Below are 25,609 nucleotides of genomic sequence, written 5' to 3'. Positions count from 1 at the left end.
GTAAAGGCGATCTCGATCTTTGGGCTACGTCTAAATATTTCGATTCAATGTAGCTTTTAGTGTTGGCCAAAGCAGGCCGAAGGCCCGTCTCATGGGATCATCCGGCGTCCGATATGGCCTGCATGTGGTGCTGCGATTTGTCGTCGCCAAACGTATACCTGAATGTGATGGCAATGTGCTGATTTCCGCCGACAGGCGTGGTTTTCATGGGCCAATCGGGCAGGAAGAGCAAAGGAATCGTGTATTTCAAGGCGTCCGCCAACACACCGCGGTGAACAGCCGGTGTTGTACAAAACCCGGCTGCCCTGATGTTCATGTGACTACCGGGCGTCGTACCACCACACTTCCGGCATGTATTGCGGTCCATCGCCATAGATTGGCACAGTGTCGGGGAACCTGAGCTCGCGTATGTGGGCAATCCGCCCGACATCAAAACTCCAGATCGGGATGACATAGCGACCGGCCGTCAGAACCCGGTCAAGCGCGCGGGTTGCCGCGGTGAAATCTTCACGTGTTTCCGAGGCAAGCATGGCGTCAATCATCGCATCAACAGCGGGCGAGGCCACGCCCATCAGGTTGCGTGTGCCGGGTGTGTCCGCGTTCTCGCTTCCCCAATACAAACGCTGTTCATTGCCGGGAGACAGTGAAAGAGCACGCCGGAAAGGCGTAACATCAAAATCCAGTTCCCCAGTGCGCCCGACATACTGCGCGTTGTCGACCTGTTCCGTCGTAACCTGAATGCCAAGCCGTTCCAGAGCGCGGGAATAAATCTCGACCACCGACGCCATCTCGCTGTCACCCTGCTGCAGCAAGACCGTCATTTTGAACGGGTCACCATTCGTGTTGCGCAAGACTCCGTCCTGAACGGTCCAACCCGCTTCGGTCAACAGTTTGGTGGCTTTGCGAATATTTGCGCGGTTGCGGGCTGAACCGTCGCCCTTCGGCAGTTCATACCCTTCCAGCGTGCCGGGGATCAGATCCGAGGCAAAGGGTTCCAGCAGGGCTTTTACCTGCCCTTGGGCCGGTCCGGGCTGCATGGCCAGGTCCGAGCCTGAAAAGTAGGACGTGATCCTTGGCTGCGCCCCACCAGTGATCGTGTCGTTGATGAACTCGAAGTTGAAGGCCAGCGTCATGGCCTCGCGAACGCGCCAGTCGTCGAACGGGGCTTTGCGGGTATTCATCACGAACCCGGTCATGCCTGACGGTTTGCCATGCGGGATCTCGGTCTTGATGACATCGCCGCGCTGAACGGCGGGGAAGCTGTATTGCGTGTCCCATTTGTCGCCGTTGAACTCACGCACCGCTGATAGCTCACCGGCTTTGAAGGCCTCGAACAGGACGCTGCCGTCGCCGTAGAACTCGATCCGCATTTCATCCAGATTCATGGTGCCGCGACGGAACGGGATATCCTGCCCCCAATACTCAGGGTTGCGACGAAGGTTCACATAGCGCCCCGCCTCGTAGCTTTCGATCACATAGGGGCCGGTTCCGATTGGGACATCGTGCAAGGCGGCGTCGGCAAATTTCTTGTCCTTCCACTGCGCCTTTTGGAGGACCGGACGCATCCCTGCGAGCAGGGCAAGTTCGCGATCCGGCACGTTGAAAGTAATCCGAACCGAACGCGGGCCGGTCTGTTCGATCCTGTCGATTTTGTCCCAAAAACCGCGATAGCGCAGATGCCCCTGAGTGCCGAGCGTCTCGTATGACCAGATCACGTCGTCAATCGTGACCGGGCTGCCGTCGGAAAACCGGGCCTCTTCCCGCAGGGTAAATTCAACCCATGACCGGTCGGGAGCCGTCTCAACTGATTCGGCTAACAGCCCGTAAAGTGTGAAAGGTTCGTCCCAGGATCGCCCCATCAGGCTTTCATGGGTCCAAAATGGCAATTGCCAGGGCGAGGTGCCTTTTTGCAAAAACGGGTTCAGGCTGTTATAGCCGCCAGTATTTCCGAAAACGACTTTGCCGCCTTTGGGCGCATCGGGGTTGGCATAGGGTAGGGACACAAAATCCGGTGGTAGGGCCGGGTCTCCATACATAGCTATGCCATGAGACGATTCTGCATGGGCGGACGAGATCATGAAAATGCTGGCGATTCCCGCCGCAAGTGGTCGAAACGGTCGGAGAAAATCCGGGCTCATTTTGGAAACAATCCTGCTCTGGCCTTATTTTGTTGGGATTCACCGTAGTGATGATTTTTCATATTATCAAACTTTTAGCTTGGACGAAGGCGTGGAATTGCTTATAAAGGATGCACTGCTCGATAGGTTTCTTGCCTGTATGAAACCTGCCTCAATAACTTAACGCCCGCTTCGTGCGGGCGTTTTTTTTTGGCTGCTTGAGAAGTGTCAGGCTGGGATTTCAGACCAGTGTGTTTCCCCGTTTTCTTTGCAGGTGCAGCATGGCATTGTGCACCAAATCATCGCATCAGGGAGAACGGTCATGAGCCTTTCCGGCAAAACAGCAATCATCACTGGGTCTAATTCTGGCATCGGTCTGGGGGTCGCGCGCGAGCTGGCGAAGGCTGGAGCAGATGTCGTCCTTAATTCCTTTACGGACCGTGACGAAGATCACGCGTTGGCTGCTGAGATTGCCAAAGAGACCGGAACCAACGCGCGTTACATCAAGGCGGACATGTCAAGAGGCGATGAGTGCCGCGCGCTGATTGAGCAGGCCGGATCTTGCGACATACTTGTGAACAACGCGGGCATTCAGTTTGTGTCCCCGATCGATCAGTTCCCGGTGGATAAATGGGATGCGATTATTGCGATCAACATGAACTCGGCCTTTCACACGACCGCGGCCGCACTGCCGATAATGCGCAAAGCGGGATGGGGTCGTATCGTGAATATCGCCTCGGCGCATGGTTTGACGGCGTCGCCGTTCAAGGCAGCCTATGTTGCCGCCAAGCACGGGGTGGTGGGGATGACCAAGACCGTTGCCTTGGAAACGGCGCAAGAACCGATCACCTGCAACGCCATTTGCCCGGGCTATGTGCTGACGCCTCTGGTCGAGGCCCAGATCCCGAACACGATGAAAGAATACAATATGAGCCGCGAGGAGGTCGTGAAAAACGTGCTTCTTGAACGGCAACCTTCCAAGGAATTCGCCACCGTTGAGCAATTGGGTGGGACAACCATTTTCCTGTGTTCGGACGCGGCGGCGCAGATCACGGGAACCACGATTTCTGTCGATGGCGGCTGGACCGCCTTGTGATTGGCCTTGGGGGCGCTGCCCCCAAACCCCCGGAGTATTTCTGAAAAGATGAAGGGTGAGGGCGGTGATACGGATCAATCTGGCTTTGCAGGGCGGCGGTGCGCATGGGGCATTCACCTGGGGTGTGCTTGACCGGCTGCTGGATGAGGAAGACATCGAGGTTGCTGCGATCACCGGAACATCCGCCGGTGCGTTGAACGGTGCGGCGTTCAAATCGGGGATGGTTCATTCAGGACGTGAGGGTGCGCGCGCGCAACTGGATGGGCTTTGGAGGCGTATGGGCGCGATTGGTGACATGCGTATCGCCAATTGGTTTCGCGGGTTGGAACCGGCCGCAATCGCGCAGGCGATGGAATATTCGGTGCCGTTTTCCTTCGGTGATGCCTGGTCGCGGATGGTGTCGCCTTATGCTTATGGTCCATTCTACAGCAATCCGCTGGAGCCGGTGGTGGACAGGTTCAATTTTGCGGAAGTTTGCGCCGATGCGGGACCCCGCCTGTTTGTGTGCGCCACCTGCGTGAGAAGCGGCAAGATCCGCGTGTTTACCGGCGAGGAGGTCTCGACAGATGCCATTTTGGCTTCGGCCTGCCTGCCGACCCTGTTCAAGGCTGTCGAGATATTTGATCCAAAGACAGACCGGATCGAGGCCTATTGGGATGGCGGTTATACTGGTAATCCGGCGCTCTATCCGCTGTTCAACAATGATCTGCCGGATGATGTGGTGATCGTGAATATCAACCCGTTGGAGCGCGACGCGGTGCCGGTCACACCGCAGCAGATCCAGAACCGGATAAACGAGATCAGCTTCAATTCATCCCTGTTTCGCGAATTGCGGGCAATCAGCTTTGTTCAACGGCTTCTGAAAGAGGGCAAGCTGAAGGCCGGGGACATGAGCCGCGTTCTGGTGCATATGATTGCCGATAACGAGTTGATGAGCAGCCTGTCTGTTGCCACTAAAACCGTGCCCAACCCGGTTATTTTGCACAAGCTGAAACAGGCGGGGCGGGTAGCGGCGGATCGTTTTCTGGCCAAGCATAAGAGTGATCTGGGTCAGACCAGTACTGTCGATCTGCCAGCTATGTTCGGTTAATCACTCGGGCGGTTGCGTGGGGTCTTTTTCGTTGGGATAAACGAGCCCGGCCGAAATCACCAGTTTCGCGGCATCCTCTATTGTCATGTCCAGCATAATTACGTCTTCCATCGGGAAAAACAGCAAAAAGCCCGAGGTCGGGTTGGGTGTAGTCGGGACAAAAACGCTGAGCAGCTCTCCTCCAGTTTCCGCGCGTTTGCTGATTTCGCCTTTGGCGGTTGTCGAGACGAATCCAATGGCCCAGATCCCGCGGCGGGGATACTGGATCAGGCATGCCTTCTCAAAAGAGCGTTCGGTTTGGGCAAATACGGTTTCCGAGATCTGTTTGATCCCGGAATAGATCGAGCGGACGACCGGCATCCGATCTACCACGCTTTCAGCGAACAGGATCAGGGACCGGCCCAGAATTCCTTTTGCGATCCACCCTACGATAACGGTAAAGATCAGGAAGATCACGACGCCCACGCCGCGCAGGTTGATACCGACGTAACGTTCCGGTTGGAATTGATGAGGAACCAGTGGCAGGACCGCACTGTCGATCCAACCGACTACCGACCAGATCAGCCAGACCGTCAGCCAGACCGGCGCAATGACAACCAGCCCCGTCAGGAACGACGCGCGCAGCCGTGCCAGCATGCCGGGGCGGCGATGAAGCGGTTCTTCGTCGAACGGTGTATTCATCTTGGATCCGAGTGGTTATCGGGATTTAGGTAGTCAATCGGTAGCCTTGGCACAATAGGCTTGCGTTATCCCTGTTCTACCAGTGCCCGTGCAATCGCCGCCGCGAGGCGCGCATTGTTACGCACAAGGGCAATGTTGGCAGTCAGCGAACGGCCTTCGGTCTTTTCAAAGATACGTTGCAGCAGATAGGGCGTCACATCTTTTCCGGTAATCCGATGCGCATCAGCATCAGCCTGTGCCTCGGCGATGATGGGGGCCAGTATTTCGGCAGGGATCTGATCCGCGATCGGGATCGGGTTGGCCACCAGCTGCCCGCCAGGCAGGCCCAATGCGCGACGGGTTGCATGGGCCTTGGCGATAGCTTCTGGAGCGTCCATGCGCAGGGGGGCAGCATAGGGTGACTTTGCAGACCAGAAGGCAGGAAACGCATCCTGACCATGGGCGATGACTGGAACCCCCAGCGTTTCCAGAACCTCAAGGGTTTTGGCCAGATCAAGGATAGCCTTGGCTCCGGCTGCGACGACGGTGACCGGTGTATGGCCAAGTTCGTGCAGATCAGCCGAGATGTCGAACGTGGTTTCGGCGCCCTGATGCACGCCACCGATGCCGCCTGTAGCAAATACCTCGATCCCGGCGTAATGCGCGGCGATCATAGTGGCGGCGACGGTTGTGGCTCCGGTGCCGCCGGTCGAGATGCATGCCGCCATATCCGCGCGCGAGATTTTGGCAACGCCTTGCGTCTGACCCAGCCATTGCAACTGGTCCGGCTCGAGCCCCACATGCAATTTGCCTTCAATCACCGCCATGGTCGCCGGAACCGCCCCCGCATCGCGGATGTCCTGTTCGACCTGAGCCGCAACTTCGACGTTTTGCGGGTAGGGCATTCCGTGGGTGATGATGGTGCTTTCCAGCGCAACGATGGGATGGCCCGCGTCCTTGGCGGCGCGGACCTCGGCAGAATATTGGATGTCGATCACAGTGGGGTTTCTCCGGAAACGTAGGTTGCTGCGGCATGCAGAGCGCGGGTTAGAGCCTCGTCACTTGATGCGCCGCCGGATTCTGAGGCGATATGAGCCGCCATGAAGGTATCCCCGGCACCGGTCACACGGGTGACCAGAACGGAGGGGGGTGTTTGGGTTAGAATTTCGTCTGAACTACCGACCGTGGCCGAGCTGCCGCCATCGGTGACCAGCACGCGTAGCGCGCCACGATCCAGAAGGCCTTTTGCGGCAGATTCAGAATCGGTGAATTCGCGCTGGCACAATATTCCTGCCTCTTCGAGGTTCACATAAAGCGTGGCGCGGGCGTGTTTCAGGAAGGGCAATAGGCGCTCGGCCTTACCGGGCGAGGCCGGGGCAACACGCAGATCGGCACGGGCGAAAGCAGGGCTTTGGGCGATTTCTTCCAGCAGGTTCAGGGTCAGGTTGCCGTCAAGCGCAATAGGTCCCTCAAAGGGCATGTTTTCATGACCAAGCGGGCCGTGCATCAGCGGACGCAGGATCTTTGCGCCAGCGGCTTCCAGCGAATGCGCGTCGGCAATGGCCGCGATCAACCCGTTGGCACCTTCGACGGCCATATACCGGTCGGTTGGCAGGTCCTGCGAGCGATAGATGTGATCCGTGATCATGCCGAGGCGGGAGCAGGCATGAATCAGTTCGTCGCCCTCGGGGTCACGACCGATGGCCGTCAGCAGGGTGGGCGTCATACCAAAACGCACCAGCGTCATGGCTATGTTCATCGCAACACCACCCGGCAGGCGAGTAATCCGGCCGGGCACGTCCGAGCCATGCCGCATGGCACTGGCTGATCGTCCGATCACGTCCCACAGGACCGAGCCGATACACAGGATATTACTGTTCTGAGTCATAAAGGACGTCATGCCGCAGCGGTGATGCCCATGCAAGTCAGAACGTTACCGCAATCAGAGATTTACGATCCACAGGTCCGATATACCCTTTGGGCTTGCGATCTGCGGCCTTCGCGGGAACAATCGAAAGCAATGATTGGTGATTTGATTTTCCTGTTGGAGCTTTTCGTATGAATGGCCCTGCTTTCCGCGCCATCTTTCGAACCCTCAAAACCTGTGCCCTAAGTTTTTTTGTTCTTGCAACTTTATATCCCGGATCGGGCAGGGCGCAATCCGCCCCGCCGACCGTCGTTGATTTCTGGGTCAAGTCCGACACTCTGTTTCTCGAGTTGAAATGGAATGCCGAGGCTATGTTGACCGGGAACAATCCCGCGCAGCCCGCTGCGTTTTCTGACGATCCAAACTACAAATCCTTGCGGCGAATGGTTTCGTCTGAGCTGGAACCCCAGATCAGAGAGTTCGTTCATCTCTGGAAACAAAATCTTGTGGTAGAGGCACCAGAGCGATTGAGTTTGTCTTATGAAGGTGTGCGTATTCCTGTAGTGGGGGACACGGGAAAAGTACGCATCTCCAAGCTGTTGCTGACTGCACCTTTGCCCGATCAGGCGTCAAACCTGCGTCTGACCTGGCCGTCAGAAAGCGGACCAATCGTTCTGCGACAGCAAAATGTCGCGGCCCCATACACCGGATATTTGGCTGCCGGTGAAGCCAGCCCGCTGATCCCCTTGCAAGGCGGGGCGTCTCTGACAACGCAACAAACATTGCAGACATATTTCACAAAAGGGGTCGATCAGTTTCTCCGAAACCCAATTAAGCCATCCATTCTTGTTTTGGCGCTAGTGTTTCTGTCTTTGAAATTGCGCCCGGTGGTATCTCAACTGATGTTCCTGTCAGCGGGCGCCCTGATCGGGCTTGGGCTGGGATTGTATGGCGTATTGGATGCAGGAAAAGTGAGCGAGGCCCCTGTTCTGGTTGCTTCGACCATCGTTTTGGCGCTGTGGAACCTGGTTGCCCGGCGATTGCAGGTCTGGCGTTTGTTGGCGGTTCTCGCCATTGGCGGTTTTCAAGGTCTGGTAATTGCCTCGAACCTGATCGGGATCGGGGTGCCACCAGATCATTTGCCCCCGGCCATCCTGGGCTTTGGCGCCGGGAGTATTCTGCCGCTTGTTGTTGTGGCCCTTGCTGGGCTTGCTCTGTCGCTTTTGTTTTCTGGCGGCTCGCACCGAACCCGAGGCCGGATATCGGTTCTGGCCTCGATGCTGATTGCAGGTGCCGGTGTCTTTTGGATTGTCGAGCCTTGGGTGCTGGGTTAAAGCAACGCCGCCAGCAGCGTTTTCAGCGCCGCCAGCGGATCGTCACTGCCCCAGATCTCATCGCCAATGCCAAAGAAATCAGTGCAGGGGGCCAGGTCGCGGATCAGTTCGGGTGTCAGCCCACCTTCGGCCACAACCGGAACCTCAATCATCTCGGACCACCATTGGAACAGGTCCTTTTCGGCGCGGGTTCCGTCCCTCAGTTTGGCCGAGCCGACAGGACCGAAGGCCACATAATCCGCTCCGTTTTCGCCAGCAGTCATACCATCATGGCTCGACGCGCCGCAAAAGCTTCCGACGATTGCATCAGCGCCCAGTTCCTTGCGCGCGGTGCGGACCGAGCGTGCAGCATCATCCAAATGCACCCCGTCCAGCCCCAGACGCTGCGCCAGCAATACATGGTTCGAGATCACGATGGCCACGTCTCGCGCGTGGGCGACTTCGCGGCAAGCGTCGGCCGCGCGAGCGATGGTATCTTCGTCACTTCCGGCCAACGCGAGGCGGACACAGGCAATCTCGACCCCGTCCAGCACAGTCGCCAGCTTGTTCGTGAACGTGCTCAACTCGATAGTCGGAGGCGTGATCAGGTAAATCTGCGGCTGCTCGGGGGTGTCCATGGGCGCGTCCTTCGGCTTTCAGTCTTTGGCGCGGTTTAGCGGATTGCGGCTGGGAAGCAAACTTTTATGGTCAAGAGCCTGCAAATAACGCCCTTGCGCCTTGCCCTGCAAGAGCCTGCCAATTACAGCAGGCCAAGTTTTCTTAAGGTGAGCCATGCCCAGCGACAAACCCCAGCCTTCCTTCGTTCTTGTGCGCCCGCAGATGGGTGAAAACATCGGCGCTGCTGCGCGGGCGATGTGGAACTTTGGGCTGGACCGGATGCGTATTGTAGCCCCCCGTGACGGCTGGCCGAACCCCAAAGCGGTGGCAATGTCCAGCGGTGCAGGGCGCTTGCTGGATGAGGCGCAGTTGTTTGATGATCTGGCCGGATCGCTGGCCGACAGCACGTTTGTCTTCGCCACAACAGCTCGTCAGCGGGGCTTGACCAAACCTGTCTACAGCCCCGAACACGCAATGAGGATTGCCGCCGAAAAGATCGCTGCGGGCGAGAAGGTTACAGTTCTGTTCGGCCCTGAACGCGCGGGGCTAGAGAATGAAGACATCGCCAAGGCCAACGCGATCATCTCGGTGCCGGTGAACCCGGAATATGCCTCGCTGAACCTTGGTCAATGCGTATTGCTGACCGCCTATGAGTGGATGCGCCAGACCGGGGATGTAGTGCATGAGTCGACCGACCTGGGCAAAGGCGACTGGGCCACGGGGATCGAAGTCGAAAAACTTGTCGAGCACTACGAGGACAGGCTGGAGGAGGCGGGGTTCTTCTACCCTCCCGAAAAGGCCGAAGGGATGAAGGTTAACCTGCGCAACCTGTGGTCGCGGATGCGGATGACACGGGCCGATGTGCAGATGTTGCACGGGATCATGCGGCAGATGGTCCGCTGGAAGGATAAAGGCTGAGGCTGGACCTATCTTCACCCAAGCCCTAGCTTGTGGCGAAATCAGGACATGAGGACAGCATGAGCGGTAAGCGCAGCATCTTCGAAGAGGTCACGGGCACCGAAAAACAACAGGCGGTTCAACCCGGTATGATCGACCGGGGGCGCGGCGGCGCGCGCAACGCGATCCGCATCTGGCTGATGATCCTGTTTGCTCTGGTCGTTGTGATGATCGCGGTTGGCGGCCTGACGCGCCTGACCGACAGCGGCCTCTCGATCACCGAATGGCGCCCGATCACCGGAGCTTTGCCGCCGATGACCGAGGCGGACTGGCAGGCAGAGTTCGACAAGTACAAGCAGATTGACCAATGGCGCATCCAGAACCAGTGGATGGAGTTGGGTGACTTCAGATCCATCTATTGGTGGGAATGGGGCCATCGTCAGTTGGGTCGCATGATCGGTCTGGTCTGGGCCGTTGGATTTCTAATCTTCCTAACAGCCCGCAAGATCCCGACAGGGTGGACCGGAAAGCTGATCGTTCCGGGTCTTCTTGGCGGTCTGCAGGGCGCTGTTGGTTGGTGGATGGTGGCTTCGGGCGTCACCCAGGGTGAAGGCATGACAGCCGTCGCGAGTTACCGTCTGGCAACACACTTGGGGCTGGCCTTTGTGATCCTGGGATTTCTGGCCTGGTACATCTTTGAACTTGGCCGGGAAGAGCGTGACCTGATGCAGGCGCGCCGGGCCAAAGAGGTCAGGCTGTTTTCCTTGTCTACAGGGCTGATGCATTTCGCCTTTTTACAAATACTCATTGGCGCGCTTGTCGCCGGGATCGACGCCGGGCGGTCTTACACCGACTGGCCGCTGATAGGGGGGCACGTGCTGCCCCCAGATGCGACTATGTTGGAACCGATGTGGCGAAATTTCTTTGAAAGCCCCGGTCTGGTACAGTTCATCCACCGGTGTGCGGGGTATCTGCTGTTCATCTTTGCCGTCGTCGTCTGGCGGCGTGGCGGCAGCAGCGCGCATCCACAGACGCGTTTTGCCTTCAACGCTGCTTTCGCCGCGCTTTCGTTACAGGTCGTCGTCGGCATCGTGACCGTGGTTTATGGCGCGCCATGGCAGATCGCTATCTTCCACCAGTTTATGGCCGTCATCGTTTGGACGCTGATCCTGCGCGCGCGGTTCCTCACGGCTTATCCAATCGCAACATCTGTGCGCGGAGTTTAAAACTATGACCGCTTTCAATGAACTGATGACCTTTCAGCGGGCAACTTCGGCTTTGGGCCAGATCGCCGGTCGGCTTGGCTGGGATCAGGAAACCGTCATGCCGCGCGGCGCAGCGCCTCAGCGCGCCGAAGAAATGGCAGCTATCGAATCTGTCCTGCACGCGCGCCGTTCCGATCCTCGTGTTGCCGAATGGCTGGATCAGGCCGCACCTCAGGATGAGGTCGGCAAGGCGCAGATGCGTGAAATCCGGCGCGCATATGATCGCGCGGTGAAGGTTCCTGCTGATCTGGCAACGGCGATTGCCCGTGTGACGTCCGCTGCACAGGGAAAGTGGGCGCAGGCGCGCGCAGACGAAGATGTCTCGGCCTTTCTTCCGGTTCTGGAAGAGGTAGTGTCGCTGAAACGACAGGAAGGCGAGGCGCTGGCGCAAGGGGGCGACGTATACGACGCCATGGTCGGAGATTACGAACCTTACACGACCAGCGCCCAGATCGCGGATATCTTCGACCAGATGCGCCCACGACTGGTAGCCCTGCGTGCCGCCGTGCTGGAGCGGCCCGAGCCCGCTGCCCTGAACCGCAGTTTTGATGAGCAGACCCAGATGCGTCTGACACAAAAATTGGCGGTCGCCTTTGGCTATGACCTGAACAATGGCCGCGTGGACAAGGCGGTTCACCCATTCAGTTCCGGCAGCGGTCTTGACGTCCGCATCACCACGCGAACCAGCGAAACAGACCCGTTCAACTGTTTCTATTCCACCATTCACGAGGTGGGCCACGCCGCCTATGAACAGGGGATCGACGAAAAATACCTCCTGACACCGCTCGGGTCTGGCGTGTCGATGGGCGTGCATGAAAGCCAAAGCCGGATCTACGAAAACCAGTTGGGTCGGTCGCGGGCCTTTACCGGATGGTTGTTCGAACAAATGAAAGAGGCGTTCGGCGATTTCGGCATTGCCGATCCGGACGCGTTTTATGCGACGGTCAACCGCGTCCATAACGGCTATATCCGCACCGAGGCGGATGAGGTCCAATACAATCTGCACATCATGCTGCGGTTTGATCTGGAACGCGCGCTGATGGCCGGAGACTTGCAGGTCGGCGATCTGGAGGCCGCCTGGAATGATCGGTTCAAGGCAGATTTCGGTTATGCGGTCGACAAGCCCTCGAACGGTTGTTTGCAGGATGTGCACTGGTCGGTTGGGCTGTTCGGTTACTTCCCGACCTACTCGCTGGGCAATGTCTATGCTGGGTGCCTCTATCAGGCCTTGCTCGGTTCAGAGCCCGATCTTGATGCGCAACTGGCCCGCGGCTGCACGTCCGGCGCGACCGGCTGGTTGCGTGAGCATGTGCAGCAGCATGGCGGCCTTTATGCACCGCGCGAGGTTATTGCCCGTGCAAGCGGCATCGAACCCGGACCGGACCCATTGCTAAGCTATCTCGAGGCCAAGTTCGGCGCGCTCTACGATTTGTGAGTTTCCGAATTGCGGCTCAGGCGTTAGAATCGGTGCACCGATACCATCGCCTGGGAGGCAACGATGACCGGAAACGCCCGCAAGAAAGCCAGTGATTTTGATCCGCGTATCCTCGAAATTTTCGACGGATATGTGCACGGCACGATGTCCAAGCGTGAGTTCATCTCAAAAGCCGGTAAATACACGGCAGCCGGAATGACAGGCGCAATGATTCTGGACCAGTTGCAACCTAATTACGCCTGGGCTCAACAGGTGGCCCCGGACGATCCAGCGATCCAAACCATGGTGGTCGCATATGACAGCCCGGACGGGCACAGCGAAACCAGCGGCCTGATGGCGATGCCGGCAAATGCCGAAGGTACACTGCCTGCGGTACTGGTCGTGCACGAGAACCGGGGTCTAAACCCTTATATCGAGGACGTTGTGCGCCGCGCGGCCAAGGCCGGTTTCCTGGCTTTTGGACCTGATGGGTTGTCCCCCCTTGGCGGCTATCCCGGTACTGATGAAGAAGGGCGCGAGATGCAGCGCTCGATGGACCGGGAAAAACTGATGGCGGATTTTTTCGCGGCTTTTGAGTTTTTACGTGATCACGAACTTTCGACAGGCAAGGTTGGCGCTGTCGGATTCTGCTATGGCGGAGGTGTTTGCAACGCGTTGGCCGTGGCCTATCCGGACCTTGCGGCCTCGGTGCCATTCTACGGTCGGCAACCACCAGCCGAAGATGTTCCGTCCATCGAAGCACCTCTTATGATTCACTATGCCGGTCTGGACGAGCGTATCAACGCTGGATGGCCTGCATATTCAGAGGCGTTGAAAGCCAATCAAAAGAAATTCAGCGTGCACTTCTATCCGGACGTCAATCACGGTTTTCACAACGATACGACGCCCAGGTATGACGAAGCCGCGGCAAATCTGGCATGGAGCCGGACCATCGCTTTTTTCAATGCCTACCTGACATGAAGTGAACTCCGGGAACCGTCGAACCGGTGCCCGGGGTTACTGTCATTCTTCCTCGTCGCCCTGATCGGCGATCCACGCGACGCTGACGACTTCTTCGCCCTTGCCGGTATTGAACACTTTCACGCCACCTGCGGAACGTGAGCGGAAAGAGATGCCATCGACCGGCACCCGGATAGATTGGCCTTTCGATGTGGCCAGCATGATCTGATCGTCGATCTCGACCGGGAAGGATGCAACCAAATCCCCACCGCGCATCGCCTTGTCCATCGCGGCTACGCCCATGCCGCCACGTCCGCGCACGGGGTAGTCGTGGCTTGAACTCAACTTGCCAGCACCACCGGCGGTGATGGTCAGGATCAGGTTTTCAGCCGCCGACATCTCGGCATATTTTTCTTGGCTAAAATCGCTGCTTGCTGCGGCTTCCTCGTCGTCACCAGCGTCTTCTTCGGTAAGCCCTGCAACTGCACGCCGCATCTTGAGATAGGCCACACGATCTTCGGGGGTCGCCTCGAAATGACGGATCACGGACATCGATACGACACGGTCACCGTTGGTCAGCCTAATCCCCCGGACACCTGTGGATTCGCGTGAGTTAAAGACTCGCACGTCGGTGGTCCGGAAGCGGATCGCGCGGCCGGAATTGGTGACCAGCATCACGTCTTCGTCTTCCGAACAGATGCGTGCATTCACCAGTTCGACGCCGTCGGGCAGCTTCATCGCAATCTTGCCGTTGCGCCGGACATTGGTGAAGTCTGACAAGCGGTTACGACGCACGTCACCTGCGCTGGTGGCAAAGACGATCTGGAGGTTTTCCCATTCCTCGTCCGGTACATCCACGGGCATGATTGCGGCGATGGAAACACCGGTTGGGATCGGAAGGATGTTGACGATGGCCTTACCTTTGCCGGTGCGCCCGGATTGGGGCAAGCGCCAGGTCTTGAGCTTGTAGACCATCCCATCTGTTGTGAAGAACAGCAGTTGTGTATGGGTGTTTGCAACGAAGAGGTTGGTAACAACATCCTCTTCCTTGGTCTGCATCCCCGAAAGGCCCTTGCCACCGCGTTTCTGGGCGCGGAAATCTGCCAGCGGCGTACGTTTGATATAGCCGCCCGAAGTGATGGTCACGACCATGTCTTCGCGCTCGATCAGGTCTTCGTCTTCCATGTCGCCCGACCAGTCGACGATCTCAGTGCGGCGGTCGACCGCGAACTGTTCACGCACGCTGCGCAGCTCATCAGCGATGATGCTCATGATCCGTTCGCGTGAGGACAGAATATCAAGGTATTCCTTGATCTTGGCTGCCAGTTCTTCCAGTTCGTCCGTGACTTCTTTGACGCCCAATTGGGTCAGGCGCTGCAAGCGCAACTCCAGAATGGCACGGGCCTGAACCTCGGTCAGATTATAGGTGCCATCGTCATTCATCTTGGACAGAGGATCATCGATCAGGCGCAAATAGCCTTCGATGTCGGAGGCAGGCCAGCGGCGGGTCATCAGTTTTTCGCGGGCCTCGGCGGCGTCCGCAGACGACCGGATCGTTGCGACCACTTCATCGACGTTGGACACCGCCACAGCCAGACCACACAGGATGTGGCTGCGTTCGCGCGCCTTGCGCAGGTCGTAGGCGGTGCGGCGGGCAACGACATCTTCACGGAAGTCGATGAACGAGGTCAGGAACCGGCGCAGGGTCAACTGCTCGGGGCGGCCACCATTCAGCGCCAGCATATTGCAGCCAAAGGAGGTCTGCATCGGCGAAAAGCGATAGAGCTGGTTCAGCACCACCTCGGGCGTCGCGTCACGTTTGAGCTCGACCACAACGCGCACACCGTTGCGGTCGGATTCGTCTTGTACATGGGCCACGCCTTCGATCCGCTTCTCGCGAACTGCCTCGGCGATCTTTTCAATCATCGCGGCCTTGTTCACCTGATAGGGAATCTCGTCGACAACGATGGCATAGCGGTCCTTGCGGATTTCTTCTACTCGGGTCTTGGCGCGGATGATGACGCTGCCACGGCCCTCCAGATAGGCCTTGCGCGCACCGGAACGCCCCAGCATCAGGCCACCGGTCGGAAAGTCGGGACCGGGGATGTATTCGATCAGCTGTTCTGATGTAAGGTCGGGATCGTCGATCAGCGCCAGAGTCGCATCGACCACTTCACCAAGGTTGTGCGGCGGAATGTTCGTCGCCATCCCCACGGCGATACCACCGGCGCCATTGACCAGCATGTTCGGGAAACGGGCCGGCAGAACCGTCGGTTCCCGGTCCTTGCCGTCATAGTTGTCCTGAAAATCAACCGTTTCTTTTTCGATATCAGCCAACAGGGAAGCGGCGGGCTTGTCCATCCGCACTTCGGTGTAGCGCATAGCCGCCGGGTTATCGCCGTCCATCGAGCCAAAGTTGCCCTGACCGTCCAGCAGCGGCAGCGACATCGAGAAATCCTGCGCCATCCGCACCAGTGCGTCATAGATCGCGCTGTCACCATGCGGGTGGTACTTACCCATCACGTCGCCCACCGGACGGGCCGATTTGCGGTACGACTTGTCGTGCGTGTTCCCCGTTTCGTGCATCGCATACAGAATGCGGCGGTGCACCGGTTTCAGCCCGTCGCGCAAATCAGGGATCGCGCGGCTAACGATGACCGACATGGCATAGTCCAGATAGGATGTGCGCATTTCGGATTCGATGGAAACCGTCGGGCCGTCGTAGACTGGGCGCTCGGGCGGGGTTTCATCCATGTTTTCAGGAATTTCTGGCGTATCGCTCACGTAAACTGCCCGTGTCTTGTTCTGGGTCTATATCTTGTGGGTATATCTTATCAGACCCGGCACATAAGGTGCAAGCAAGCAGCGCCTTTACAGGGAATTTCCGCGGTAATACTCAAGTAACATATTGTTATATAAGTATTAGAAGTTTTTCGTGGTATCTTGAATGGACCTTGTATCAAGCAGGAGGTCTGCATGAACCCAAGCGAAACCGAAATGATGCTCAAGGGGTACGGGCTGACAACGGCTGAGTTTTTCTATCATATGCCCGACTATATCCACGTCTTGAACACGTTCATCTGGCAGGATTACGACCTTGCGCCGGATCATCCGAAACTGTTCAAATTCATCGACTTCTGGCAGCGCGAAATCGAAGGCCCGCTGCATTCGGTCAAATTCACCCATCGCAAAATGATCGCACCGGGTGAGTGGCGCAATATGGTGGGCGAATTTCGTGTGAACTGAGCGAAGGGCAAGTACAAGTTCCGTTGGTGCATGCTCTTCAATCATTGAAGCGAAATGGTCGGCGCGTGTCTGATTATGCGTCCAAAGCGAAATCAGGAATTCCTGAATCGTTCAGCCAGAGCAACTGGCACCGCCCAGCACGCAGAATTTGGCACAATGGGGGTGGTTCAGGTGAACGTCAGCCTCGGATTCGGCCAGAGAATGCCCCATCTCGAACCCCGACTCATAGGGCAGCAGGGTGCAGGCCAACACGGCAGGCCGGTCAGCGCCTTTCCGTTTCACCACCATGCGGGCGCTGGCGCACATCAATGCATCGGGTGACTTGTTCAGTATTCCCCAGCAAGCCGTTGTAATCTCGGGAACTTCGACAGTTTCGTCCATTTCCGGGAACAGGACGGTCCGAGCCGGGTTATGCGGGTCAATGTCAAAGCCGTGCTCTGTAAAGAATGCGGCATAACCCGCGCGACTTTCCGTGTCAGACTCATCCCAAACGGTGCGCCCGGCAACAGCCATGTTAAAGCCGTGATCACGCAGCCACTTCATACCCGTCAGGGTTTTTTCAAAGCTCCCCTTGCCGCGTTCAAGGTCGTGCAGTTCTGCGCGGTAATGATCGACGGAAACACGCAGGGTCAGCTTGTCATTGAAAGTCTTTTGCAATGCCAGTAGCCCGTCGCGCACCTTGCGACGCATCATCGGGGCCATCGCGTTGGTCAGGATCAGAACTTCGTATCCACGCTCCACCGCGGCGCGGGTCATATCGATCATCTCGGGGTTCATAAAGGGCTCGCCGCCCGTAAAACCGATTTCACGCACAGGCCAATTGCGGGCTTCGATCTGATCCAGGTAGTCACGAACCTCGTCTGCAGTGATATAAACCAGTGCGTCATTGGTCGGGCTGCTGGCGATATAGCAGCTTACGCATTCAATATTGCACAGCGTGCCGGTGTTGAACCACAGGGTCTGAGGGTTGGTCAGGGAAACCTTTGCGCGGGTCTGGCCATCGGCCGTTACCTGTTTACGCTGAAACTTGCCGATATTGGCAAGCTGAGGGGCGTTGTCTTTCATTCCCGCATCCGGTTCGTTGAAGTCATCAAACTGATCTAGCCCTTTGTCGCGGATTTGGTAAGTCTGGTGCAGGGGTTCTGACAGAGTTTTGATCAACAAGATTTATTGAGCTTTGGTTGCGCTAACATTGGACATGCCGGAAGGGTCAGGGTAAGGACAACTCATGGTTTCACGTGTCATCCCTGTTGATCCATTTGATCTGATCATTTTCGGCGGCACCGGTGATCTGGCGCAGCGTAAGATCCTGCCTGCGCTTTTCCGTCGGTATTGTGCGGGTCAGTGGCACGAGGATGCCCGGATTATCGCAGCGGCGCGCGCCGGTCATTCGGCGGACGCCTTTCGTAAGATGGTTGCTGAGTCGCTGCAACGGCACGCTTCGGAACGCGCCCGGGATTCGCAAGCCCTGACCCGGTTCCTGCAACGGGTCGACTATGTATCGCTGGATGCCTTGACGTCGGAAGGTTGGGATGTACTGGGCGAAAAGCTCTCGCCGGACCGGGTTCGCGCTTTCTATTTCTCAGTCGGTCCCAGCCTGTTCGGGCCATTGGCCGAGCGGGTTAGGGCGTATGATCTGGTGACAGAAGAAACCCGCATCGTGGTCGAAAAGCCGTTTGGACATGATTTGGCAAGCGCGCGGGACTTGAATGCCACGCTGGCCGCGCATTTTAATGAAAATCAGATCTACCGGATCGACCATTATCTAGGCAAAGAAACCGTCCAGAATCTGATGGCGGTCCGCTTTGGCAATATGCTGTTCGAACCGCTGTGGAACAGCCAGTATGTCGACCATATCCAGATAACGGTTGCGGAAACTGTCGGTATCGCGGGGCGCGAAGATTATTATGAGCGCGCGGGTGCGATGCGGGATATGGTGCAGAACCACCTGATGCAGCTGCTCTGCCTGATTGCGATGGAACCTCCGGCCAAGTTCGATCCTGACGCAGTTCGGGATGAAAAGCTCAAGGTGATCCGGGCGCTTAATCCTGTTGAACCGCATCACATCGTGCGGGGGCAGTTTGCGGCCGGATCGGACGGGCCGGGATACCGGGACTGCGTTGGCAACCTGCGATCAACCACCGAAAGCTATGTGGCGTTAAAGGCCCATATCAGCAATTGGCGTTGGGCAGGTACACCGTTCTACCTGCGCACCGGCAAGCGTCTGGTGGCGCGCTCGTCGGTGATCAACGTGATGTTCAAGGACGCGCCGCATTCGATTTTCGGGGAAGAAGCGGGGCGTCACGCCAACACGTTGTCGATCCGGTTGCAGCCGAATGAAGGGATCACGCTGAAGGTGACGATCAAGGAACCGGGGCAGGGCGGGATGCGTCTGATCGATGTTCCCTTGGACATGAGCTTTGCCGAAGCCCTCGGCCCCGAAAATCAGGACCCGCCAGATGCGTATGAACGACTGGTGATGGACGTGATCCGTGGAAACCAGACCCTGTTCATGCGCGGGGATGAGGTTGAGGCCGCCTGGGCCTGGACCGATCCGATCATCGCTGGATGGTTGGCGCGCGGGGACGTGCCGAAGCCTTATGACAGCGGCAGCACGGGGCCGGGCGACGCTGAACTGCTAATGAAACGTGATGGACGCCACTGGCAAGGGATAAAGCCATGAAAATTCAGGAATATGCTGATCGCGAAATGCTTGCCATCGACGTGGCCAACGTGTTGGCGGGCGATCTTGAGGCCGCATTGCTGCACCATGATACCGTTGCAATGGCCGTCCCCGGGGGAACAACTCCGGGCCCGGTATTTGACAGCCTGTGTGCCGCCGATCTTGAGTGGGATCGTGTGCGTGTGTTGCCAACGGATGAACGCTGTGTGCCAGCGAATCATGACCGCTCTAACGAGCGTTTGATCCGCGAAAGGTTGCTGACCAGCAGGGCCTCTGTGGCGCAATATATTCCGCTTTATGTCCCTGGTGCAGAACCTGAAGCAGCGTTGCCTGAAATCGAGTCGCTGATTGCGCCGGTATTGCCATTGTCGGTGCTGGTACTGGGAATGGGCGAAGACATGCACACGGCCTCTCTTTTTCCGGGGATGGAAGGGCTGGAGGAAGCTTTGCGCAGTGATGCACCTACGTTGATCGTTGCCCGGACCGAAGTGCAGCCAGAGGCACGAATTTCCCTGACCGCTCCGGTCCTGGACGGGGCGCTGTCGAAACATCTGATCATCTATGGTCAGGCAAAGCGCACCGTTCTTGAAAAAGCTATGTCGCTACCGCCGGAAGAGGCACCGATCGCCGCAGTTCTTGGTGGCATGACCGTACACTGGGCGGAGTAAGGCAATGCATCTGGATGCTTTGAAAACACTGGCTCTGTCGAAAAGTGACCGTCGTATCCTTGACCTGTTTGCGGCAGATGCAAACCGGGCTGGAGCTTTTTCAACCTCATCTGGGGATATGGTCTTCGACTATTCAAAAACACAGATCGATGATGCGGTGCGATCCGCGCTCATTCAATTGTGTGCAGAGGCTGATCTGGCGTCTCGGCGTGATGCGATGTTTGCGGGCGAGAAGATCAACGAGACCGAAGGGCGCGCGGTGTTGCACACGGCCCTGCGCAACCTTGATGGCGGGCCGGTTGAGGTGGACGGTCAGGACGTTATGCCCGAGGTTCTGGACACGCTGCATCGGATGCGCGTGTTCGCTGAAGAGGTGCGTGGCGGCGCCATCGCTGGGGCGGGGGGCAACTTTACCGATGTGGTCAATATCGGCATCGGCGGGTCAGACCTTGGCCCGGTCATGGCCACGTTGGCGCTGGCACCTTATCACGATGGGCCGCGGGTGCATTACGTCTCGAACGTCGATGGGGCGCATATCGCGGACACGTTGCGGCAGCTCGACCCGACGCGCACGCTGGTCATTGTCGCCTCAAAAACCTTTACCACAATCGAAACGATGACCAATGCACGCACCGCCCGTGCGTGGATGTCCGAAGGCGGGGGCGATCCGACGCGTCAGTTTGCCGCCGTTTCCAGCGCTTTGGACAAGACGCAGGCCTTCGGTATTCCCGAGGCGCATGTTTTTGGTTTCGCTGATTGGGTCGGTGGGCGTTATTCGGTTTGGGGGCCGGTCGGCTTGCCGGTCATGATTTCGGTTGGTTCAAAAGCTTTTGACGCGTTTTTGCGTGGCGGGCAGGCGATGGATCTGCACTTCCGCTCGGCTGACTGGGATGAAAACATGCCCGTGATGCTGGCATTGGTTGGCATCTGGCATCGACAGGTTCTGGGATATACCAGCCGTGCGGTGCTGCCTTATGACCAGCGGTTGTTGCGTCTGCCCGCTTATTTCCAGCAGTTGGAGATGGAATCGAATGGCAAATCCGTGGCGATGGACGGGTCGTCCTTAACCATGCCTTCAGGACCTGTCGTCTGGGGTGAGCCGGGCACCAATGGACAACACGCGTTTTACCAGCTGATCCATCAGGGCACGGATGTCATTCCCTGCGAATTCATGGTTGCGACCGAGGGGCACGAACCCGAACTGACCCATCACCACCGTCTGCTTTTGGCCAATTGTCTGGCCCAGTCCGAGGCCCTGATGCGTGGCCGTTCGTTCGAAGAAGCGCGACAACGCATGGCGCAGCAGGGGTATCTGGGTGATGAACTGGACCGGCAGGCCCGGCACCGGGTCTTCCCCGGTAATCGTCCTTCGACAACGTTGATTTACCCCAAACTCACACCGTTTGTGTTGGGTCAGATTATTGCGCTTTACGAACACCGGGTGTTTGTCGAAGGCGTGTTGCTGGGCATCAACTCTTTCGACCAATGGGGGGTTGAGCTGGGCAAGGAACTGGCCAATTCGCTCGGCCCCATTGTGGACGGTGAAGAAAGCGCCGAGGGCAAGGATGGGTCGACCGCGGCCTTGGTCGCCTACGCACTGAAACACCGGGATTAGGCGGCGGGAATGTAGTCCGCTATCGGTGTGGGTTGCATTCTCTTATTGTCAGACAATTAAATGATTGGCAGGGTTCCGTCTTAGGAAACGGCTGGACTGACGTGACAGGGAACACCTCTGCCTGTCAGTGCCAGACGGAACAGGCCGGGGCCAGGCAAGGTCCCGCCCATGACGGGAGGATGTCCATGCTGGGACAGATGATGACGCAGCCTTTGCTGATTTCGTCGTTGATTGATCACGCGCAGCGCTACCACGGCCAGACCGAGATCATCTCGGTCGAAACGGATGGAACAGTGACCGAAACCAACTGGTCCGAGATAGCCGTGAACGCCCGGCGTTTGGCGTCGGCCCTGACGCGGCTGGGTCTGGAGCCGCAGGACAGGGTCGCGACGCTGGCCTGGAACAATCGTCGCCATCTGGAGATCTATTATGCCACCTCGGGTGCGGGATATGTCTGTCACACGGTCAATCCGAGGCTTTTTCCTGAACAACTGACTTATATCATCAACCATGCTCAGGATCGGGTGTTGTTCTTTGATGCAACCTTCGTCCCGCTGGTTGCCGCCTTGCACGGTGCGCTGAGGGATGTTCGCCATTTTGTTCTGATGGGCCCCCGCAATGATGACGCCGCCGCACAGATACCCGACGTGAAATTCTATGATGAGCTGATCGAAACCGGTGACGCGGCCTTTGATTGGCCTGAACTGGATGAAAATACCGCCTCGGGGCTCTGTTACACGTCGGGCACAACTGGCCATCCCAAGGGGGTTCTTTATTCCCACAGATCGACGGTCCTGCACAGTTTCGCGTCGAATACGCGCGACGTGATCGGCTTTTCGGCGATGGATGTCGTGATGCCCGTCGTTCCTATGTTCCACGTTAATGCATGGGGGTCGCCTTATGCCTGTGCTATGTCAGGATCGCGTCTGGTTTTGCCCGGCCCGGATCTGCATGGCGAGGCGCTGGTCAATCTGATCGACACCTTTGGCGTGACGCTGGCCATGGGGGTGCCAACCATCTGGCAGGGACTGTTGGCACATGCCGCCAAATGCGGGACGAGCTTGAAAAGCCTCGAACGGACCGTGATCGGAGGAGCTGCTTGCCCGCCCTCGATGATGGAAACCTTCCGGAATAAATATGGCGTCGATACGGTCCATGCGTGGGGCATGAGCGAGATGAGCCCGCTTGGTACGGCCAACTGCCCATTGGCCAAACATCTGGTGCTGCCGCTTGAAGAACAACACCTTATCCGTCTGAGTCAGGGCCGGCCTCCTTTCGGGGTTGAACTGAAAATTGTGGATGACGACGGAAAAGATCTGCCACATGACGGTGAAACGCAGGGCGATCTGATGGTGCGGGGGCATTGGGTGCTGGACAGCTATTTCCTGATGCAGGATCAGGATCTGTTGCAAGACGGTTGGTTCGCCACAGGCGATGTCGCAACGCTGGACGCCGATGGATACATGACCATTCGTGACCGATCCAAGGACATCATCAAGTCCGGAGGGGAGTGGATCAGCTCGGTCGAACTTGAAAACATCGCTGTTGCGCACCCGAAACTGGCAACCGCAGCCGTAGTCGGTGTTCCGCACCCGAAATGGGACGAACGGCCGTTGCTTGTCGCTGTAAGGGCCGAGGGTGAGAATCCAAGCGAAGGGGAGCTTCTGGACTTCTTCGAAGGGAAAATCGCCAAATGGCAGATTCCGGACAAAGTCGTCTTTGTTGACGCGCTGCCGCTGAACGCAACCGGAAAGGTGTTGAAACGCAACCTGCGTGCGGATTTCAAGGATGCCCTTTGGGGGTGAGACGCGATCTGGCGGGGTGAATTGGCTCCGGCGGTAGGGATCGAACCTACGACCAATTGATTAACAGTCAACTGCTCTACCGCTGAGCTACGCCGGAACGGTCCGCGCCGTATAGCAACCGGAGTATCTGGCGTCCAGAGGGAGAGCAGCATTCTTGAGGAAAATCTTCCCAGCCCGAAATCTGAGCGTCAAGCTGTTCCTTGGGTCATTGCTGTTTGCTTGATGCTTGTACGGTAAGCTGTCAATCCCGGCTCAACTGTAACTTATATGTCGGGGTGCCGTTGTGGAGGAATCTTTGCCTGGGGAATCAAGTCGTCGCTATTGATTTCGCTGTCATGTGATGAGAATTCTGTAGGGGTAGATTGTGCCGGTTCAGAAACCACGGTGAACTGCAACGTCAAGCATCAAAAGCGAAAAGACCCGGAGATCAAATTGAATACGGCAAGCCTTGAAAGACCTGTTTTAACCATGCCGGAAAATGCGCAGCGTGTCCTGCGAAAGCACTATGATGCGGCCTCTGTAATTCTGGAATATGGCTCGGGCGGTTCGACTGTGGTCGCTGGGGAGATGGAAGCAAAAACTGTTTTCAGTGTCGAAAGTGATCGAGGCTGGGCTCGCATGATGCGGCGTTGGTTTCGTGAGAATCCTCCTAGTAGAGGGACTGAGGTCAATATTTCATGGGTCGATGTCGGTGAAACCAAGAAGTGGGGTTTTTCGGTAAATCAGGACAAATCGGCGCGCTATCCCAGATATCCGCTGTCAATCTGGCAGAGCAACGGATTTAAGCACCCGGATGTGGTTCTTGTTGACGGTCGGTTTCGCGTGGGTTGTGCTTTGGCGACGGCCTTCAATATTACCCGACCAGTGACCTTGTTGATCGACGACTACGGTGATCGCCCACGGTTACAAGCGGCGGAAGAGTTTCTGCCTAAGCCTGAGCTTGTTGGTCGAATGGCGATATTCGAGGTAGAGCCAATGCAGATTCCCGTCGATCGCTTGATTCGTGTCATTCGATTGTTAACGCTCCCTTAGGGACGTGTTAAATTCGGTTTGTTCCTTAAAGGGTCCGAGAAGCAAGCGCCGAACCAGCTTAACGCTTGGTTGAGATGTGCATGAAACTGGAATTGAACCTTAGCCATGTGAGTGATTGGCACGTTATTTCCAGCAAACCGGAAAATTCAAGATCGCGATCTGGGAAAAGCCAAATATCTGGTTTTCAGATATGTTTGGCTCCGGCGGTAGGGATCGAACCTACGACCAATTGATTAACAGTCAACTGCTCTACCGCTGAGCTACGCCGGAACTGAGGGGCGTATAGCAATCCGGATTCCCGGCGTCCAGAGGTTAAGCACGCGAACTTAAATTTTTTTTACGGCGTCAAGGATCTCTGCGAAAAATTGCGGTGGCAGATAGTTCGCCGTGTGGTGACACCTGTTTTTTACCAGTAAGATCAACGAGGTGGGCAAAAACGTTCCGCTCCGCGGCTGGCAGCAGGGTTGCGGGTGTGTCGGTGTAGATACGCTTGGCCAATTGCCGCGCCGTTCCGTCTGCATCCTCCAAGGCAGTCAGAATCTGAGCTTCGCGGTTTTGCCTGTGTCGGATCAGCCAGTCCAATCGCGCGGCAGGGTCTGAAATTGGCGCACCGTGGCCCGCGTGAAAAACCGACCAGTCGCGCGCGCGCAGGCGGTGGCAGGCTGTCATGAAATCAGTCAGGTCTCCATCCGGTGGCGACACCAGCGAACTGGCCCATCCCATCACATGGTCGGCGGTGAAACAGGTATCCTGCCATGCCAGGGCAATGTGGTTTCCCAGATGCCCCGGAGTGTGAATAACCTCAAGCTGCCAGTCATCGCCCAAGATGACCTCACCATCCGCAACCTCGACATCCGGGCGAAACGCGGTGTCGATGCCTTCGCCACCTCCAGCCAACCCACGTGCTGCAAGGGTCGTCATAACTGCGCTGCGACCGGCTTCGGGGCCGCCAAACGCGTAGATCGCAGCCCCCGTTCGGGCGGCTAGGGGTGCCGCCAAGGGTGAGTGATCCAGATGGGCGTGCGTGACGACTATGTGGCTGATTCTCTGACCAGGTTGCAGTTCATTCAGGATCGCGTTCAAATGCTCTTCGCTTGCGGGGCCGGGATCAATGACAGCAATGTCGCGATCGCCTAGCAGATAGGTGTTGGTGCCGCGATAGGTCATCGGTGACGGGTTGGGGGCCAGAATGCGTCGCAGACCCGGTTGCAATTCTGTCGCAACACCAGCGGGTGGATTGAATTCGTCAGGTGCCTGCATTCT

The 25,609-nt window shown here is 57.4% G+C and carries 22 protein-coding genes and 2 tRNA genes; 14 read left to right on the top strand and 10 right to left on the bottom strand.

The window, feature by feature from the left end; genetic code table 11:
- Positions 1 to 320 precede the first annotated feature (320 nt).
- Positions 321 to 2,138, bottom strand: a complete 1,818-nt coding sequence (locus ACR0BF_RS05600; protein ID WP_480624452.1) for an extracellular solute-binding protein — start codon at positions 2,136 to 2,138, stop codon at positions 321 to 323.
- Here ACR0BF_RS05600 and ACR0BF_RS05595 point away from each other — a divergent pair.
- The 3 genes from ACR0BF_RS05595 to ACR0BF_RS05585 all read left to right on the top strand — a co-directional run bounded on the left by ACR0BF_RS05595 (position 2,077) and on the right by ACR0BF_RS05585 (position 4,303).
- Positions 2,077 to 2,301 carry a hypothetical protein gene (locus tag ACR0BF_RS05595; RefSeq protein WP_480493162.1) on the top strand — a complete coding sequence of 75 codons (225 nt, stop codon included), beginning with the start codon at positions 2,077 to 2,079 and terminating at the stop codon, positions 2,299 to 2,301. The genes ACR0BF_RS05600 and ACR0BF_RS05595 overlap by 62 nt on opposite strands.
- Before the next feature lie 138 nt (positions 2,302 to 2,439).
- Positions 2,440 to 3,213 (top strand): 3-hydroxybutyrate dehydrogenase, encoded by a 774-nt coding sequence (locus ACR0BF_RS05590; protein WP_480473030.1) that lies wholly within the window; start codon positions 2,440 to 2,442, stop codon positions 3,211 to 3,213.
- Between the two features lie 64 nt (positions 3,214 to 3,277).
- On the top strand, positions 3,278 to 4,303 hold the full coding sequence (locus tag ACR0BF_RS05585) for a patatin-like phospholipase family protein (protein WP_480621860.1): 1,026 nt from the start codon (positions 3,278 to 3,280) through the stop codon (positions 4,301 to 4,303).
- Here ACR0BF_RS05585 and ACR0BF_RS05580 read toward each other — a convergent pair whose 3' ends face one another.
- From ACR0BF_RS05580 to ACR0BF_RS05570, 3 genes are all read right to left on the bottom strand, one after another.
- Positions 4,304 to 4,984: a DUF502 domain-containing protein gene (locus tag ACR0BF_RS05580; RefSeq protein WP_480553649.1), complete on the bottom strand. Its 681-nt coding sequence runs from the start codon at positions 4,982 to 4,984 to the stop codon at positions 4,304 to 4,306.
- A gap of 65 nt (positions 4,985 to 5,049) precedes the next feature.
- On the bottom strand, positions 5,050 to 5,961 hold the full coding sequence (locus ACR0BF_RS05575) for a pseudouridine-5'-phosphate glycosidase (protein WP_480624451.1): 912 nt from the start codon (positions 5,959 to 5,961) through the stop codon (positions 5,050 to 5,052).
- The gene (locus ACR0BF_RS05570) at positions 5,958 to 6,851 is read right to left on the bottom strand and encodes a PfkB family carbohydrate kinase (protein WP_480624450.1); all 894 of its coding nucleotides are present in this window, start codon (positions 6,849 to 6,851) and stop codon (positions 5,958 to 5,960) included. The genes ACR0BF_RS05575 and ACR0BF_RS05570 overlap by 4 nt, the downstream gene beginning before the upstream one ends.
- A 170-nt stretch (positions 6,852 to 7,021) precedes the next feature.
- Between ACR0BF_RS05570 and ACR0BF_RS05565 the strand changes: the two genes are divergently transcribed.
- Positions 7,022 to 8,164, top strand: coding sequence for a HupE/UreJ family protein (locus ACR0BF_RS05565; protein WP_480624449.1), 1,143 nt, complete (start codon positions 7,022 to 7,024; stop codon positions 8,162 to 8,164).
- Here the strand turns inward: ACR0BF_RS05565 and ACR0BF_RS05560 are convergent.
- On the bottom strand, positions 8,161 to 8,781 hold the full coding sequence (locus tag ACR0BF_RS05560; protein WP_480624448.1) for a thiamine phosphate synthase: 621 nt from the start codon (positions 8,779 to 8,781) through the stop codon (positions 8,161 to 8,163). The genes ACR0BF_RS05565 and ACR0BF_RS05560 overlap by 4 nt on opposite strands.
- A 154-nt stretch (positions 8,782 to 8,935) precedes the next feature.
- On the opposite strand from ACR0BF_RS05560, the gene ACR0BF_RS05555 reads away from it, so the two are divergent.
- The 4 genes from ACR0BF_RS05555 to yghX all read left to right on the top strand — a co-directional run bounded on the left by ACR0BF_RS05555 (position 8,936) and on the right by yghX (position 13,318).
- On the top strand, positions 8,936 to 9,679 hold the full coding sequence (locus ACR0BF_RS05555) for an RNA methyltransferase (RefSeq protein ID WP_480473016.1): 744 nt from the start codon (positions 8,936 to 8,938) through the stop codon (positions 9,677 to 9,679).
- Between the two features lie 59 nt (positions 9,680 to 9,738).
- A complete protein-coding gene (gene ctaA, locus ACR0BF_RS05550; RefSeq protein ID WP_480624447.1) occupies positions 9,739 to 10,884 on the top strand; it encodes a heme A synthase in 1,146 nt (381 codons plus the stop codon).
- A gap of 4 nt (positions 10,885 to 10,888) precedes the next feature.
- Positions 10,889 to 12,358 carry a carboxypeptidase M32 gene (locus tag ACR0BF_RS05545; RefSeq protein WP_480624446.1) on the top strand — a complete coding sequence of 490 codons (1,470 nt, stop codon included), beginning with the start codon at positions 10,889 to 10,891 and terminating at the stop codon, positions 12,356 to 12,358.
- 63 nt (positions 12,359 to 12,421) lie between these two features.
- Positions 12,422 to 13,318, top strand: coding sequence for a YghX family hydrolase (gene yghX / locus ACR0BF_RS05540; protein WP_480624445.1), 897 nt, complete (start codon positions 12,422 to 12,424; stop codon positions 13,316 to 13,318).
- Between the two features lie 42 nt (positions 13,319 to 13,360).
- Here the strand turns inward: yghX and gyrA are convergent, their stop codons facing one another.
- The gene (gene gyrA / locus ACR0BF_RS05535; protein WP_480624444.1) at positions 13,361 to 16,081 is read right to left on the bottom strand and encodes a DNA gyrase subunit A; all 2,721 of its coding nucleotides are present in this window, start codon (positions 16,079 to 16,081) and stop codon (positions 13,361 to 13,363) included.
- A gap of 192 nt (positions 16,082 to 16,273) precedes the next feature.
- Here gyrA and ACR0BF_RS05530 point away from each other — a divergent pair, with 192 nt between their 5' ends.
- On the top strand, positions 16,274 to 16,543 hold the full coding sequence (locus ACR0BF_RS05530; RefSeq protein WP_480473006.1) for an usg protein: 270 nt from the start codon (positions 16,274 to 16,276) through the stop codon (positions 16,541 to 16,543).
- A 111-nt stretch (positions 16,544 to 16,654) separates the two neighbouring features.
- Here ACR0BF_RS05530 and ACR0BF_RS05525 read toward each other — a convergent pair whose 3' ends face one another.
- The gene (locus ACR0BF_RS05525; RefSeq protein WP_480624443.1) at positions 16,655 to 17,608 is read right to left on the bottom strand and encodes a radical SAM protein; all 954 of its coding nucleotides are present in this window, start codon (positions 17,606 to 17,608) and stop codon (positions 16,655 to 16,657) included.
- Positions 17,609 to 17,771: 163 nt separating this feature from the next.
- On the opposite strand from ACR0BF_RS05525, the gene zwf reads away from it, so the two are divergent.
- The 4 genes from zwf (at position 17,772) to ACR0BF_RS05505 (ending at position 23,314) form a co-directional block, all read left to right on the top strand.
- A complete protein-coding gene (zwf, locus tag ACR0BF_RS05520) occupies positions 17,772 to 19,226 on the top strand; it encodes a glucose-6-phosphate dehydrogenase (RefSeq protein ID WP_480517189.1) in 1,455 nt (484 codons plus the stop codon).
- Positions 19,223 to 19,894: a 6-phosphogluconolactonase gene (pgl, locus tag ACR0BF_RS05515; protein ID WP_480553639.1), complete on the top strand. Its 672-nt coding sequence runs from the start codon at positions 19,223 to 19,225 to the stop codon at positions 19,892 to 19,894. Before zwf ends, pgl begins: the two co-directional genes overlap by 4 nt.
- A 4-nt stretch (positions 19,895 to 19,898) precedes the next feature.
- The gene (gene pgi / locus ACR0BF_RS05510; protein WP_480624442.1) at positions 19,899 to 21,509 is read left to right on the top strand and encodes a glucose-6-phosphate isomerase; all 1,611 of its coding nucleotides are present in this window, start codon (positions 19,899 to 19,901) and stop codon (positions 21,507 to 21,509) included.
- A gap of 185 nt (positions 21,510 to 21,694) precedes the next feature.
- The gene (locus tag ACR0BF_RS05505) at positions 21,695 to 23,314 is read left to right on the top strand and encodes a long-chain-fatty-acid--CoA ligase (RefSeq protein ID WP_480624441.1); all 1,620 of its coding nucleotides are present in this window, start codon (positions 21,695 to 21,697) and stop codon (positions 23,312 to 23,314) included.
- A gap of 22 nt (positions 23,315 to 23,336) precedes the next feature.
- Here the strand turns inward: ACR0BF_RS05505 and ACR0BF_RS05500 are convergent.
- Positions 23,337 to 23,411 (bottom strand) — tRNA-Asn (locus ACR0BF_RS05500).
- A 287-nt stretch (positions 23,412 to 23,698) separates the two neighbouring features.
- Between ACR0BF_RS05500 and ACR0BF_RS05495 the strand changes: the two genes are divergently transcribed.
- Positions 23,699 to 24,346 (top strand): hypothetical protein, encoded by a 648-nt coding sequence (locus tag ACR0BF_RS05495; RefSeq protein ID WP_480624440.1) that lies wholly within the window; start codon positions 23,699 to 23,701, stop codon positions 24,344 to 24,346.
- 195 nt (positions 24,347 to 24,541) lie between these two features.
- Here the strand turns inward: ACR0BF_RS05495 and ACR0BF_RS05490 are convergent.
- Positions 24,542 to 24,616: transfer RNA gene (locus tag ACR0BF_RS05490), tRNA-Asn, on the bottom strand.
- A gap of 75 nt (positions 24,617 to 24,691) precedes the next feature.
- Positions 24,692 to 25,606 (bottom strand): MBL fold metallo-hydrolase, encoded by a 915-nt coding sequence (locus ACR0BF_RS05485; RefSeq protein WP_480624439.1) that lies wholly within the window; start codon positions 25,604 to 25,606, stop codon positions 24,692 to 24,694.
- Positions 25,607 to 25,609: the final 3 nt, after the last annotated feature.

The organism is Ruegeria sp. AG7 (assembly GCF_056541545.1).
Note: the sequence above shows the minus strand (reverse complement) of the source record. Positions and strands in the feature narration are given on the sequence as shown.